The 13,167-nt window shown below is 57.7% G+C and carries 14 protein-coding genes; 3 read left to right on the top strand and 11 right to left on the bottom strand.

Annotated elements, in window-relative coordinates; translation table 11 throughout:
- Positions 1-24 precede the first annotated feature (24 nt).
- The 5 genes from JFT86_RS12050 to rplM form a co-directional block, all read right to left on the bottom strand.
- Positions 25-807: a cytochrome c1 gene (locus tag JFT86_RS12050; protein ID WP_201236864.1), complete on the bottom strand. Its 783-nt coding sequence runs from the start codon at positions 805-807 to the stop codon at positions 25-27.
- Complete coding sequence (locus JFT86_RS12045) at positions 807-2,018, bottom strand: cytochrome bc complex cytochrome b subunit (RefSeq protein ID WP_103306226.1); 1,212 nt, start codon at positions 2,016-2,018, stop codon at positions 807-809. Before JFT86_RS12045 ends, JFT86_RS12050 begins: the two co-directional genes overlap by 1 nt.
- Positions 2,018-2,611, bottom strand: a complete 594-nt coding sequence (gene petA / locus JFT86_RS12040; RefSeq protein WP_201236863.1) for a ubiquinol-cytochrome c reductase iron-sulfur subunit — start codon at positions 2,609-2,611, stop codon at positions 2,018-2,020. The genes JFT86_RS12045 and petA overlap by 1 nt, the downstream gene beginning before the upstream one ends.
- Positions 2,612-2,881: 270 nt before the next feature.
- Positions 2,882-3,274, bottom strand: a complete 393-nt coding sequence (gene rpsI / locus JFT86_RS12035) for a 30S ribosomal protein S9 (RefSeq protein ID WP_003205364.1) — start codon at positions 3,272-3,274, stop codon at positions 2,882-2,884.
- 14 nt (positions 3,275-3,288) lie between these two features.
- Positions 3,289-3,717 (bottom strand): 50S ribosomal protein L13, encoded by a 429-nt coding sequence (gene rplM, locus JFT86_RS12030; protein ID WP_007917032.1) that lies wholly within the window; start codon positions 3,715-3,717, stop codon positions 3,289-3,291.
- 245 nt (positions 3,718-3,962) lie between these two features.
- Here rplM and JFT86_RS12025 point away from each other — a divergent pair, with 245 nt between their 5' ends.
- The gene (locus tag JFT86_RS12025) at positions 3,963-5,003 is read left to right on the top strand and encodes an NADP(H)-dependent aldo-keto reductase (protein WP_201236862.1); all 1,041 of its coding nucleotides are present in this window, start codon (positions 3,963-3,965) and stop codon (positions 5,001-5,003) included.
- 105 nt (positions 5,004-5,108) lie between these two features.
- Here the strand turns inward: JFT86_RS12025 and JFT86_RS12020 are convergent, their stop codons facing one another.
- Positions 5,109-6,245, bottom strand: coding sequence for an acyl-CoA dehydrogenase family protein (locus JFT86_RS12020; RefSeq protein ID WP_201236861.1), 1,137 nt, complete (start codon positions 6,243-6,245; stop codon positions 5,109-5,111).
- A 250-nt stretch (positions 6,246-6,495) separates the two neighbouring features.
- On the opposite strand from JFT86_RS12020, the gene JFT86_RS12015 reads away from it, so the two are divergent.
- Entirely contained in the window at positions 6,496-7,392 is an 897-nt protein-coding gene (locus tag JFT86_RS12015; protein ID WP_169842445.1) for a GlxA family transcriptional regulator, read from the top strand.
- 184 nt (positions 7,393-7,576) lie between these two features.
- On the opposite strand, the gene zapE is transcribed toward JFT86_RS12015, so the two are convergent.
- The 3 genes from zapE to JFT86_RS12000 form a co-directional block, all read right to left on the bottom strand.
- Entirely contained in the window at positions 7,577-8,671 is a 1,095-nt protein-coding gene (gene zapE, locus JFT86_RS12010; protein WP_034156483.1) for a cell division protein ZapE, read from the bottom strand.
- Between the two features lie 90 nt (positions 8,672-8,761).
- The gene (locus JFT86_RS12005) at positions 8,762-10,117 is read right to left on the bottom strand and encodes a tryptophan--tRNA ligase (protein ID WP_201236860.1); all 1,356 of its coding nucleotides are present in this window, start codon (positions 10,115-10,117) and stop codon (positions 8,762-8,764) included.
- A gap of 24 nt (positions 10,118-10,141) precedes the next feature.
- A complete protein-coding gene (locus tag JFT86_RS12000; protein ID WP_201238589.1) occupies positions 10,142-10,771 on the bottom strand; it encodes an alpha/beta fold hydrolase in 630 nt (209 codons plus the stop codon).
- Between the two features lie 144 nt (positions 10,772-10,915).
- Between JFT86_RS12000 and JFT86_RS11995 the strand changes: the two genes are divergently transcribed.
- Positions 10,916-11,350: a DUF1043 family protein gene (locus JFT86_RS11995; protein ID WP_064392879.1), complete on the top strand. Its 435-nt coding sequence runs from the start codon at positions 10,916-10,918 to the stop codon at positions 11,348-11,350.
- Positions 11,351-11,579: 229 nt separating this feature from the next.
- Here the strand turns inward: JFT86_RS11995 and JFT86_RS11990 are convergent, their stop codons facing one another.
- Together JFT86_RS11990 and JFT86_RS11985 are read right to left on the bottom strand one after the other, a co-directional pair.
- Positions 11,580-12,314, bottom strand: a complete 735-nt coding sequence (locus tag JFT86_RS11990; protein ID WP_064392880.1) for an OmpA family protein — start codon at positions 12,312-12,314, stop codon at positions 11,580-11,582.
- A gap of 114 nt (positions 12,315-12,428) precedes the next feature.
- Entirely contained in the window at positions 12,429-13,073 is a 645-nt protein-coding gene (locus JFT86_RS11985; RefSeq protein ID WP_201236859.1) for an MBL fold metallo-hydrolase, read from the bottom strand.
- Positions 13,074-13,167: the final 94 nt, after the last annotated feature.

Genomic DNA, 13,167 nt, shown 5'->3' with positions numbered 1-13,167 from the left:
TTAACAGCAATGCTTTGAAGCGTATCAGTGCACGTCTTTCCAGTATTCACGCTTGAGCAGGTAGGCGAACACAAAGAAGAACGCCAGGTACAGCAAGACATAAGTACCGATGCGCTGATGTTGCAGCTTAACCGGGTTAGCCGAGTAAGCCAGGAAGGTTACCAGATTCTTGACCTTCTCATCGAACTGCTCTTCGTTCAGAGCACCGGACTTCGGCACGATGGTCAACTGATCGCACGCTTCATGAGTCAGCGGCGTGCCGGTCAGCGGATCATATTGCTTCTTGCCGTCTTCGACGATCTGCACCTGTTTGCAGCCAACAACCTGACGACCTTGCAGGCCGACCAGCACGTTAGGCATGCCGACGTTCGGGAAAACCTTGTTGTTCACGCCCCATGGACGTGCCGGATCTTCGTAAAACGATTTCAGGTAACCGTAGAGCCAGTCTGTGCCACGTACGCGAGCGACCAGTGTCAGATCTGGCGGCGCAGCGCCGAACCAGGTCTTGGCGTCGACCGGCTGCATGCCGATGTTCATGTGATCGCCGATCTTGGCGCCGGTGAACACCAGTTTTTCCAGCATCAGCTCGTGCGGAACACCGAGGTCATCGGCAACCCGCTCGTAACGCTGGAACTTGGCACTGTGGCAACCCATGCAATAGTTGGCAAAGGTACGCGCGCCATCCTGCAGCGCAGCCTTGTCGGAAACGTCAATATCGACTTTTTCCAGTTCCGGACCACCATGTTCAGCGGCGAAGGACAGCACTGGCAGAGCAGCAAAAATCAGAGCAAAAAATAACTTTTTCATCAGCCAGTCACCCTTTCCGGAACCTTTTTGGTCTTCTCGAGCCTGGTGTAGAACGGCATCAGAATGAAGTAGGCGAAGTACAGGAACGTGCAGATCTGCGATACCAGCGTGCGCTCAGGAGTCGGGGCGAGAACGCCCAGAATGCCGAGAATCACGAACGAAATGCAGAACACCACCAGCCAGATTTTGCTCATCCAGCCTTTGTAGCGCATCGACTTGACCGGGCTGCGGTCGAGCCAAGGCAAGACAAACAGCACCGCGATTGCCGCACCCATGGCGATAACACCCATGAGTTTGTCCGGGATCGCCCGCAGAATCGCGTAGAACGGCGTGAAGTACCAGACCGGCGCAATGTGCTCTGGCGTCTTGAACGGGTTGGCCTGCTCGAAGTTTGGTTTTTCGAGGAAGTAGCCGCCCATTTCCGGGAAGAAGAACACGATAAAGCAGAAGATGAACAGGAACACCACAACACCGACAATGTCTTTCACGGTGTAGTACGGATGGAAAGCAATGCCGTCCAGCGGGATGCCGTTTTCGTCTTTGTGCTTCTTGATGTCGACGCCATCCGGGTTGTTCGAGCCGACTTCGTGCAGTGCCAGGATGTGCAGCACCACCAGCCCGAGAATCACGATCGGCAGAGCGACAACGTGCAGGGCGAAGAAGCGGTTCAGGGTGATCCCGGAGATCAGGTAGTCACCACGAATCCACTGAGTCAGGTCGTTACCGATGACGGGGATCGCGCCGAACAGCGAGATGATCACCTGGGCACCCCAGTAGGACATCTGACCCCAAGGCAGCAGATAACCCATGAAGGCTTCAGCCATCAGTGCCAGGTAGATCAGCATGCCGAACACCCAGACCAGTTCACGCGGCTTCTGGTACGAACCGTAGAGCAAGCCACGGAACATGTGCAGATAGACCACGATGAAGAACGCCGAGGCGCCGGTCGAGTGCAGCAGACGCAGGATCGAGCCGTACTCGACGTCGCGCATGATGTATTCAACGGAAGCGAACGCTTCTTCTGCCGACGGCGTGTAACTCATCGTCAGCCAGACACCGGTAACGATCTGGTTGACCAGCACCAGCAGCGCCAGAGAGCCGAAGAAATAGAAGAAGTTGAAGTTTTTTGGAGCGTAATACTTGCTGAGATGGTCTTCCCACATCTTGGTCGCAGGAAAGCGCGCATCAACCCAATCCATGAACTTGCTCATCACGCTTTCTCCGTATCGACGCCAATGACAATCAGGTCATCGGTCTCATAGGAATGCGGGGGAACTGGCAGGTTCAAAGGCGCAGGTTGCGACTTGTAGACGCGGCCAGCCAGATCGTAGTGAGAACCGTGGCAAGGGCAGAAATAGCCGCCCACCCAGTCCTTGCCCAGATCCGCAGGTGCCACTTCGGGACGGAAGGTCGGTGAGCAACCCAGGTGTGTGCAGATCCCGATCAGCAGCAGAATTTCCGGCTTGATCGATCGCACTTCAGGGTCGACATAGGTAGGTTGCGTGGAGTTTTTGGAGGTTGGATCGGAGAGCTGGCCCTCGATCTTCTTGAGATTCCCCAGGATTTCCGCAGTACGACGAACAATGAACACCGGCTGGCCGCGCCACTCAGCAATCATCTGCTGTCCTGGCTCGATCTTGCCGACATTCACTTTCACCGGTGCACCAGCGGCTTTCGCCTTGGCACTGGGAAACCATGACCCCACGAACGGGACCGCAGCCCCCACCGCTCCTGCAGCACCCACCACGGATGTGGCTGCTACCAAGAAGCGACGCCGGCCTGCATTCACGCCGTCATTGCTCATTCAGTCCTCTCCCATCAGCTTTGTGGCCTGTTAAATCAGGCATCTACTAAATAAATCAATGTTACTTATAAAAATTTTGCCGAGATGGTAATGAAAAGCCCCAATTCTGACAAGGGAATTACCCGGAGCTCTCACCCTCAAGCCTTGCAGTATAGGGGGTCTACGAATGTGGCAAGTTGTCACAGCGCAATTCTTTTGATAAATCGCAGGCATAAAAAAACGCCCGGTTCCGTGAGGAATCGGGCGTTCTTTTTGAACGTGGAAGCGAAATTAACGCTTCGAGTACTGCGGACGCTTACGCGCTTTACGCAGACCAACTTTCTTACGTTCAACTTCACGGGCGTCGCGAGTAACGAAGCCAGCTTTGCGCAGAGCGCCACGCAGGGTTTCGTCGTAGTCCATCAGAGCGCGAGTGATGCCGTGGCGGATTGCGCCAGCCTGACCACTTACACCACCGCCGATCACGGTGACGTAGATGTCGAACTTCTCGACAGTCTCGGTCAGCTCCAGTGGCTGACGAACTACCATGCGGGCAGTTTCGCGGCCGAAGAAGTTATCCAGCGAACGGTTGTTGATGGAGATGTTACCAGTACCCGGACGCAGGAAAACGCGTGCGGTTGCGGTCTTGCGACGGCCAGTGCCGTAATTTTGAGTCGCCGACATAATGTACTATTCCGTTAAAACTTCAGTTCTTGGGGCTGCTGAGCAGTATGTGGGTGTGCAGCGCCCGCATAGACTTTCAGCTTACGGTACATGTCGCGACCCAGTGGGTTTTTAGGCAGCATGCCTTTAACCGCGGTCTCGATCACGCGCTCAGGGGCTTTGGCGATCAGCTTTTCAAAGTTGATCGACTTGATGCCGCCCGGGAAACCGGAGTGGGAGTAGTACATTTTGTCAGTGGTTTTAGCACCGGTAACACGAATCTGCTCAGCATTGATTACGACGATGTAGTCGCCGGTGTCAACGTGAGGAGTGTACTCAGGCTTGTGCTTGCCACGCAGACGGCTCGCGATTTCGGTGGCCAGACGACCCAGGGTCTGACCAGCAGCGTCGACGACAAACCAGTCGCGCTTTACTGTTTCCGGTTTAGCAGTAAAAGTTTTCATTCTTTATAGCCTCAGGGGCCGCCCTGTAAATTAGACGGCGGATCTTACTGAATAGTGCGTACTTTGACAAGTCAAAGGCAGCCGGATACAGACGCTTTCGGGGGCTCGGGTCGGCGCGTCCGTTCAACGGCAAGATTCTTCGGCGGCGGCGCATCACTTCCACTGCAGAAAGAGGTCGGCAATTATGCAGATTGCGAAAAATATTTCAACCTGCTTTTATGATTGTTTTGCCCAAGGAGCACCCGATGGACTATCGCCAGCTAGGCCGTACCGACCTGAACGTGAGTGCAATCTGCCTCGGCACCATGACCTGGGGCGAGCAAAACACTGAAGCTGAAGCCTTCGCGCAGATTGAACGGGCCAAAGAGGCCGGGATCAACTTCATCGACACCGCCGAAATGTATCCGGTGCCGCCGAAAGCCGAAACCTATGCCACCACCGAGCGCTACATCGGCAACTACTTCAAAAGTCGCGGCGACCGCGCCGACTGGATCCTCGCCAGCAAGATCGCCGGCCCCGGCAACACCATCGACTACATCCGCGACAAAAACCTGCGCCACAACCGCCAGCACATCACCGAAGCGGTGGATGCCAGCCTCAAGCGCTTGCAGACCGACTATATCGATCTTTATCAATTGCACTGGCCTGAGCGCAGCACCAACTTTTTCGGACAGTTGGGCTACAAGCACAAGATCGAAGCCAACCTCACCCCGCTCGAAGACACCCTGGAAGCGCTCGACGAACAGGTGAAGGCCGGCAAGATTCGCCACATCGGCCTGTCCAATGAGACGCCGTGGGGCACCATGCGTTTCCTCGCTCTGGCCGAGGCCCGTGGCTGGCCGCGTGCGGTGTCGATCCAGAACCCGTACAACCTGCTCAACCGCAGCTTTGAAGTCGGCCTGGCGGAAATCGCCATCCGCGAACAGTGCGGTTTGCTCGCCTATTCGCCGCTGGCGTTCGGTTTCCTGTCGGGCAAGTACGAAGGTGGTGCGCGTCCGCCAAAAGGTCGTCTGAGCCTCTACAGCCGCTTCAGCCGCTATTTCAACGCGCAATCGGAAGCCGCGTGCAGTCGCTACGTGGCGCTGGCTCGTGAACACGGTCTGGACCCGGCGCAGATGGCGCTGGCCTTTGTCACTCAGCAACCATTCGTCACCAGCAACATCATTGGTGCGACGACGCTTGAGCAACTGGACAGCAACATTGCCAGTTTTGACCTGAAACTTTCCGATGAAGTGCTGGCGGGGATCGAGGCGATTCACAAGGATTATCCGAACCCTGCGCCGTGATCAGCCGCTAAAAGCTTCGCGAGCAGGCTCACTCCTACACTTTGGAATGCGTTTCCCTGTAGGAGTGAGCCTGCTCGCGATAGCGGTCTGACAGCCGCCGAAAACCTACAGCGAACGCGCAATGATCTCCTTCATGATTTCATTGGTCCCGGCATAAATCCGCTGCACCCGCGCATCCGCCCACGCCCGCGCTATAGGGTATTCCCACATGAAGCCGTAACCGCCATGCAACTGCACGCATTCGTCGAGCACTTTGCATTGCAGGTCGGTGCCCCAATACTTGGCCATCGCCGCCGTCGGCACATCGAGCTTGCCTTGCAGATGCAGCTCCAGACATTTGTCGACGAACACGCGGCCGATCTGAATTTCAGTCGCCATCTCTGCGAGCTTGAAGCGGGTGTTCTGGAAGTCGGCAATCGCCTTGCCGAACGCCTTGCGATCACGGGTGTAATCGAGCGTCCACTTCAGGGCAGCCTCGGCTGAAGCCAGCCCACCGATCGCCACGGTCAGGCGCTCCTGCGGCAGCTCCTGCATCAGGTAGGCAAACCCTGCCCCGGCCTGACCCAACAGGTTCTCCTTCGGCACACGCACGTCCTGGAAAAACAATTCCGACGTGTCCTGAGCCTTCATTCCAACCTTCTCCAGGCGTTTGCCCTTCTCGAAGCCCGGCGTATTCGCCTCGACCAGAAACAGGCTGGTGCCCTTCGCGCCAGCCTTCGGATCAGTCTTGGCGACGACGATCACCAGATCGGCGAGAAAGCCATTGGTGATGAAGGTTTTCGAACCGTTGATCACATATTCATCACCGTCCAGCACCGCGGTGGTCTTGACCCCTTGCAGATCGGAGCCGGCACCCGGCTCGGTCATGGCAATCGCCGTGACCATTTCGCCCGAGACCAGTTTCGGCAGGTATTTGTGCTTCAGCGCTTCACTGCCGTAATGCAGGATGTAGGGCGCAACGATGTCCGAATGCAGCGAGAAACCGATCCCGGTCAAGCCCAGTCGACCGACCTCTTCAATCACCACCGCGCTGTAAAGAAAGTCCGCCCCCAGGCCGCCGTACTCTTCCGGCAGATGCGAGCAAAGCATCCCTGCCTCACCTGCCTTGTTCCACAGCTTGCGGTCGATATGGCCTTGTTTTTCCCACTGAGCATGGAACGGCACGGCCTCTTTTTCGAGGAAGGTTCGTACGCTGTCGCGGAACAATTCGTGCTCGGAGCTGAACAAGGTTCTGGGGATCATGCGGCACCTTTCTTTCTTGTTGGAGGGATGTGACCTTCAGAGACTAAGCCTCACCTCCGATACAGGACACTGGACACATCCGACAAAAAATAAGACGATCCAGCCGTCTGGTGACCACTTTCCCTTATAAAAACAAAACAAAAGTTGAATTATGTCTAAGCAAGTCTCCACGCCCTTGCGGCGCGTCAGCATCCTGGCTATCGACCGGGTTTTCGCCTCCACTCTCATGCAAGCCAAGGATTTCTTCCATCTGGCCAGCCTGCGTTACGGCAAACAACTGGGCCACGGCCTGACACCGGCGTTCGAAACGCGTCTGGTCAGTCCTGACGGCAAACCGGTGAACAGCTTCAGTGACGTGGTGATGCCAGTGGACGGCGGTCTGGAAAACGCCGACGTGATTATCCTTCCAGCGTTCTGGGACGATTTCGACACGTTGTGCAGCCGTTACCCACAAGTCCTGCCATGGTTACGCGAGCAGCATGCGCGCGGCGCCGTGCTCTGCGGCGAAGCCACCGGGGTGTTCTGGCTGGCCGAGGCCGGTCTGCTCAATGGCAAGGAAGCGACCACCTACTGGCGTTTCTTCAATGCATTTGCCGAGCGCTTCCCGAAGGTTTATCTCAATCAGGACAAACACCTGACCGACGCCGACAACCTGTACTGCGCCGGCGGCACTACTTCTGCCTGCGACCTCTACATCTATCTGATCGAGCGCTTTTGCGGCGCCAACGTGGCGCAAGCCGTCGCCCGCGACATCCTCTATGAAGTGCAGCGCAGCTATTCGCCGGGACGTATCGGTTTCGGCGGCCAGAAGCTACATCAGGACGTGATCATCCTGCAGATCCAGCACTGGCTCGAAGAGCATTTCGCCGACAAGTTCCGCTTCGAAGACGTGGCCCGCGAGCACGGCATGAGCATCCGCAATTTCATGCGCCGCTTCCAGACCGCCACCGGCGACAAACCGTTGCACTACCTGCAACGCCTGCGCATCGAGACAGCCAAAGGCTTGCTGTCCGGCAGCCGCAAGAGCATCAAGACCATCAGTTATGAAGTCGGTTACGACGATGCGAGCTTCTTTGCGCGGCTGTTCCGCCAGCACACCGAGCTGTCGCCGAACCAGTATCGGCAGCAGTTTCAGCAGGCTGCATAGCCCTCTGCCCACACACAAATCCATGTAGGAGTGAGCCTGCTCGCGATTGCGTCCGTCCATGCAGCATTGATGCGACTGACACACCGCTATCGCGAGCAGGCTCACTCCTACAAGGTTGTGCGGTGAATTTCAGATACAAAAAAGGGCCTGCAATTGCAGGCCCTTTTCATTTGCCGAAAACTGTTTAAGGCTTGTGCGCCCGCGACAGGAACTCGTGCGATTGCATCTCCAGCAGACGGCTCAGCGTGCGCTGGAACTCGAAGTTCAAACGCCCGCCGGTGTACAGATCCTTCAGCTCGACTTCAGCAGAAATGATCAGCTTGACGTTACGGTCGTAGAATTCGTCGACCATGTTGATGAAGCGGCGGGCGATGTCGTCGGTGGTGACGCTCATCTGCTCGACACCGCTGAGCAGCACGGCGTGGAAGATCTTGCCCAGTTCGATGTAGTCGTTCTGGCTGCGCGGACCGTCGCACAGTTCACGGAAGTCGAACCAGGCCACGTCATCGCAAGTGCGCAACGCACGAATTTCACGGTTCTCGATCATCAGCACGTCGTTCTCGACGGCGGCCGTGCATTCCGGCGTCAGCGCCTTGAAGCTCTTGCGCAAGCTCTCGTGAGCGGCCTCGTCGAGCGGATAGTGGAACAGTTCCGCTTGTTCGAGATGACGAAGACGGTAGTCGACGCCGCTGTCGACGTTGACGATCTCGGTGTTCTGCTTGATCAGCGCGATCGCTGGCAGGAAGCGCGCACGTTGCAGGCCATCCTTGTACAGACCGTCCGGAACGATGTTCGACGTCGCGACCAGGGTCACGCCGTTTTTGAACAGTTCTTCCATCAGCGTGCCGAGAATCATGGCGTCGGTGATGTCGGAGACGAAGAATTCATCGAAGCAGATCACCCGCGATTCAGTCGCAAAACGCTTGGCGATGATGGTCAGCGGGTTTTTCTCGCCGCCGAGGGTCTTCATCTCTTCGTGCACACGCTTCATGAAGCGGTGGAAGTGGGTGCGGGTCTTTTCCTTGAACGGCAGCGCTTCGAAGAAGGTGTCGACCAGGTAAGTCTTGCCGCGACCCACGCCGCCCCAGAAATACAGGCCCTTGACCGGCGTCTGATCTTTTTTGCCAAACAGTTTGCTCAGCAGGCCCGGCTTGTTCTGATCGGCGGCGATCAGGTCCTCGTAAAGGCGCTGCAAATGACGCACAGCAGTTTCCTGCGCGGCATCATGGAAGAAGTCCGGGCGTTTCAGATCAGCTTGGTATCGTTCTAGGGGCGTCATAATTCGTTAGCAAGGCAACAAAAACGGGCCGTCACTGTAGCGACGGCCCGTGGGAATGGCAATCAGCCCTTGGTCGGGCCGCGCCGCGGATTAGTCCTGAACCGGAGTCAGCGCGACGCGCAGAGCCGCGATGGCCGCGTCCCGTGCGGCAACGTCGGCGAACGCCGGGCTGTCGCCGACACACTCGCCTTGCAGCCACACGCTGAAGCTCAGGTCTTCGCTGCGCACATCCAGAGGCTGGCCGGATTGCAGCTGCTTGGTCACCTGCCCCGCGGTTTTGCCATCGGCGAAGTTGCGCGACAGCAGCAGTTGCTCGCCATCCGCCGCCAGCAGACGGAAACGGAAGCTGCCGTCATCTTCACGGAAGCTGACGAAGCGGGCAGCCTTCGCGGCTTTCTTCTTGGTGGTCGCAGCGACTTGCACCTGATTGACGAACGAGCGCAGGCCAACGGCTTCGCGCAGTTCATTGAGGAACGGCGTCGCCACGGCACGGGCTTTTTTCGCGCCGATCTGCAGGATGTCTTCCAGGTCTGCCGGACGTTCGATCAACTGGTGATACTTGTCGCGAGCTTCGCCCAGCTGGTTGTCGAGCAACTGGAACAGACGGTTCTTCGCCTCCCCCCAACCCAGACCGCCCAACAGTTCGCTGCGGAACTCGTCGGCCTGCGCCGGTGTGGCGAAGGCCTGGAACAGGGTGAACAGGTGCGAGTTGTCCGGATCCTTGGCTTCGCCTGGCGCTTTGGAGTCGGTGACGATCCGCGAAATCGCGTCCTTCATCTCTTTGGCGCTGGAGAACAACGGAATGGTGTTGTCATAGCTCTTCGACATCTTGCGACCGTCGAGACCTGGCAACGTCGCCACGCTTTCCTCGATCAGCGCTTCCGGCATGGTGAAGAATTCTTTGCCCTGGCCGAACAGATGGTTGAAGCGCTGACCGATATCACGGGCCATTTCCACGTGCTGGATCTGGTCGCGACCGACCGGCACCTTGTGCGCGTTGAACATCAGGATGTCCGCCGCCATCAGCACCGGATAGCTGTAGAGGCCCATGGTGATACCGGCATCCGGGTCTTCACCGGTTTCGACGTTCTTGTCCACCGACGCCTTGTAGGCGTGCGCGCGGTTGAGCAGGCCCTTGGCGGCAACGCAGGTCAGCAGCCAAGTCAGTTCAGGGATTTCCGGAATGTCGGACTGACGGTAGAAGGTCACACGATCGACATCCAGGCCACCAGCCAGCCAGGTCGCAGCGATTTCCAGACGCGAGCGCTGGATGCGCAGCGGGTCATCGCATTTGATCAGGGCGTGGTAGTCGGCCAGGAAGTAGAACGAATCGGCATTGCTATCGCGGCTGGCGAGGATCGCCGGGCGGATGGCGCCGGCGTAGTTGCCCAGGTGCGGCGTGCCGGTGGTGGTGATGCCGGTGAGGATGCGGGTACGGTTCGTCATGGGTAATCGCTTGTCAGACTGCAATCAATTCGAAAGACGCGGCAGGATCAGATCCTTGAGATCGGTCAACTTGCCATGAAAAAAGTGTCCGCATTCTGCCACTTTCAGCAGCTCATGGGGGCGCTGGAGTTTTTCCGACCAGTCGTAGACCAACTGAGGATCGATGACTTCGTCGGTTTCTGGCTGGATGACCGTGAGTTCGCCGTGTTGTGGCAGTTGATCCTGCTCGCCAAGACGCATCACCGCTGGCGCGACCATGAACAGGTGCTTGAGCTGCACGCCTTGTGCTTCGAGACGACCGCCGAGACTTGCGGCAACAAATCCGCCGAAGGAGAACCCGAACAGTGTCAGGGGCAGATTCGGGTGTTTTTCCAGCAGCCACGCAGCGGCGGCTTGCGCGTCATCGACTTCACCGGTGCCCATGTCATGCGACCCTTCGCTGGCGCCAACGCCGCGGTAGTTGAAGCGCAAGGTGATCAGGCCCGCGTCGCGCGCGGTGCGCTGCAGGGTCGAAACGACCTTGTTGAGCATGGTGCCGCCCTGCACCGGGTTCGGATGGCAGATCAGCGCAATGCCGCGCGGCTGCTCGCTATCCAGGTAAAGAGACTCAAGTTGACCCACCGGGCCGTCAATCACTACAGGGGTTTCACGCATCAGCAAGGAAGGAACTCCGTGACCTCGAATCGGGTCGACTCGTCTAGCAAATTGTCTGTGCCAATCTATTGCGAGTGAATCGCGGTATACAGCGCAGGTTCGAGCCGTTAACGTAAAGCAAAGCCGTTTATAGAGGAAGGACTCGTGGAACACTCGCTCTTAGTTTGGTTGTTACCGACTCTTGCCCTGGTTGTGGGTGTCGCCATTGGATTCCTGATCGCGCGCGTTGCTCCAAACGCCGCGCCGAGCCGCACGCAGCGTCAACTGGATGATATCCAGGAGCGTTTCGACAGTTATCAAAACGAGGTGGTCACCCACTTCAACAGCACCGCGATGCTGGTCAAGAAGCTGACCCAGAGCTATCAGGAAGTGCAGGATCACCTCGCCGAGGGCGCCAATCGTCTGGCCCTGGACGAGCAAACCCGCCAGCGCCTGATCGCCGCCCTGCACGCCGACGCAGCGCAGGCACCGCGTGAACGCCTGACGCCACCGCGCGATCAGGAGCCTCCACGCGACTACGCACCGAAGACCCCGAACTCGCCGGGCATGCTCGATGAGCATTATGGTCTGAAGAAGTAATCAGTCTTCGCACCAAAGAAAAAGCCCCCGGACAATTGTGTTGTCCGGGGGCTTTTTTGTATCTGATGGTTTTGTAGTGTCTGGTTGATCGCCATCGCGAGCAGGCTCACTCCTACAGGGGAATGCATTTCAAACTGTAGGAGTGAGCCTGCTCGCGATGGCGCCGGCAAAGGCCACACAAAAAAATGCCCGATCACAGGATCGGGCATTTCTTCATTCAGGCATTCAGTTAAGGATATTGCTGAACCGTACCCGGCTGTTGCTGCTGACCACCATATTGCTGGCCCGGAATCGCCTTCAGGTTGACCTCAACCCGACGGTTCTGCGCGCGGCCATTGACGTCGCCGTTGCTGGCAATCGGATTGTCCGGACCGGCGCCACGGGCCGTCAGGTTGGCACCGCTGACACCTTGCGAGGTCAGGTAAGTCGCCACGCTCTGCGCACGACGCTGGGACAGGTCCATGTTGTGCTGGCGGCTACCGGTGCTGTCGGTGTAGCCGACGATCTCGATCTGGTTCTGGTTGAACTCTTTCAACGAGTTGGCCAGATTGTTCAGCGGCTGATAGAAGCTCGAAGCGATGTTCGCCGAATCGGTAGCGAACGTGATATTGCCCGGCATGATCAGCTTGATCTGATCGCCCTGACGCTGCACTTCAACCCCGGTATTGGCCATGCTCGCACGCAGCTTGGCTTCCTGCTTGTCGGCGTAGTAACCATAACCGGCTGCCGAAGCACCGACCACAGCGGCACCGATCAAGGCACCCTTGCCGCGGTTGTTATGGTCAATGGCGGCACCCGCCAGTGCACCGGCCAGCGCACCCAGGCCACCGTACTTGGCGGTTTTGCTCATGCCCTGGGAGCCACCGTCGGCCTGGCCCTGATTGTCATAAGGATTGGGCGAGGCGCAGCCGGACAGCAAGGCCACGGCAGTAGCGACAATAATCAAACGACGCTTGGTGAACATTGAGAGCTCCTACTTTTGCATTCTGTGATGCAGCGGCCGTTTGGCAATGGACCTCTGCGGGCGTTGGATCATGACAATGCACAAAAATTCCGCCGTACACTCGTGACAAAATATTTAGGCCCGCACAAACGGGTTTTCGCGCATCTCATCGCCCAGACGCGTGTCCGGACCATGCCCGGCAACAACGATTGCGTCTTCGTCCAGGGTGTACAACCGCTGCTTGATCGAACGCACGATGGTCGCCTGATCGCCGCCCCACAAATCCGTGCGCCCTACGCCGCGACGAAACAGCGTGTCGCCGGCAATCAACAGCTTAGCCTCGGAAAACCAAAAGCTCATGGAACCTGGCGTATGACCCGGCGTGTGCAGCGCCACGCCACAACCGCAGGCCAGTTCTTCGTCATCGCTGAGCCAGCGATCCGGTGATGGCACCGGGGTGTATGGCACGCCGAACATCTGGCACTGCATCTCAAGGTTGTCCCATAAAAACTGGTCATCCTTGTGCAAATGCAGGGTCGCGCCGGTTTTCTCTTTCATCTGGCCAGAGGCGAGAAAGTGATCGAGATGCGCGTGGGTGTGGATGATGCTGACGACTTTCAGGCCGAGGGTGTCGAGGCGCGCCATGATCAGATCAGGGTTGCCACCCGGGTCGACGACGATGGCTTTTTTGGTGATCGGATCGCCGATGATCGTGCAGTTGCACTGGAGCGGGCCGACGGGGAAGGTTTCGCGGATGAGCGCGGTATTCGGGGTTTGCATGGTTTAAATCCTGATAGCAAGGCGTTTTAACGCGGTTGTGATCCGCAAAATTGATAGGTTATCCTCGCGCCGTGCCAATTTTGAAACAAGACGG

Source organism: Pseudomonas sp. TH06 (assembly GCF_016651305.1).
Taxonomy (GTDB): Bacteria; Pseudomonadota; Gammaproteobacteria; order Pseudomonadales; family Pseudomonadaceae; genus Aquipseudomonas.
This window is presented reverse-complemented; position numbering and strand designations above follow the sequence as displayed.

Bases quoted from the DNA above. Each gene is read 5' to 3' on its own strand.
- rplM (WP_007917032.1), bottom strand. From the start codon at position 3,717: ATGAAAACTTTTACTGCTAAACCGGAAACAGTAAAGCGCGACTGGTTT.
- JFT86_RS11985 (WP_201236859.1), bottom strand. From the start codon at position 13,073: ATGCAAACCCCGAATACCGCGCTCATCCGCGAAACCTTCCCCGTCGGC.
- JFT86_RS12050 (WP_201236864.1), bottom strand. From the start codon at position 807: ATGAAAAAGTTATTTTTTGCTCTGATTTTTGCTGCTCTGCCAGTGCTG.
- JFT86_RS12020 (WP_201236861.1), bottom strand. From the start codon at position 6,245: ATGATCCCCAGAACCTTGTTCAGCTCCGAGCACGAATTGTTCCGCGAC.
- JFT86_RS12000 (WP_201238589.1), bottom strand. From the start codon at position 10,771: ATGCGTGAAACCCCTGTAGTGATTGACGGCCCGGTGGGTCAACTTGAG.
- zapE (WP_034156483.1), bottom strand. From the start codon at position 8,671: ATGACGCCCCTAGAACGATACCAAGCTGATCTGAAACGCCCGGACTTC.
- JFT86_RS11990 (WP_064392880.1), bottom strand. From the start codon at position 12,314: ATGTTCACCAAGCGTCGTTTGATTATTGTCGCTACTGCCGTGGCCTTG.
- petA (WP_201236863.1), bottom strand. From the start codon at position 2,611: ATGAGCAATGACGGCGTGAATGCAGGCCGGCGTCGCTTCTTGGTAGCA.
- JFT86_RS12005 (WP_201236860.1), bottom strand. From the start codon at position 10,117: ATGACGAACCGTACCCGCATCCTCACCGGCATCACCACCACCGGCACG.
- JFT86_RS12025 (WP_201236862.1), top strand. From the start codon at position 3,963: ATGGACTATCGCCAGCTAGGCCGTACCGACCTGAACGTGAGTGCAATC.
- rpsI (WP_003205364.1), bottom strand. From the start codon at position 3,274: ATGTCGGCGACTCAAAATTACGGCACTGGCCGTCGCAAGACCGCAACC.
- JFT86_RS12045 (WP_103306226.1), bottom strand. From the start codon at position 2,018: ATGAGCAAGTTCATGGATTGGGTTGATGCGCGCTTTCCTGCGACCAAG.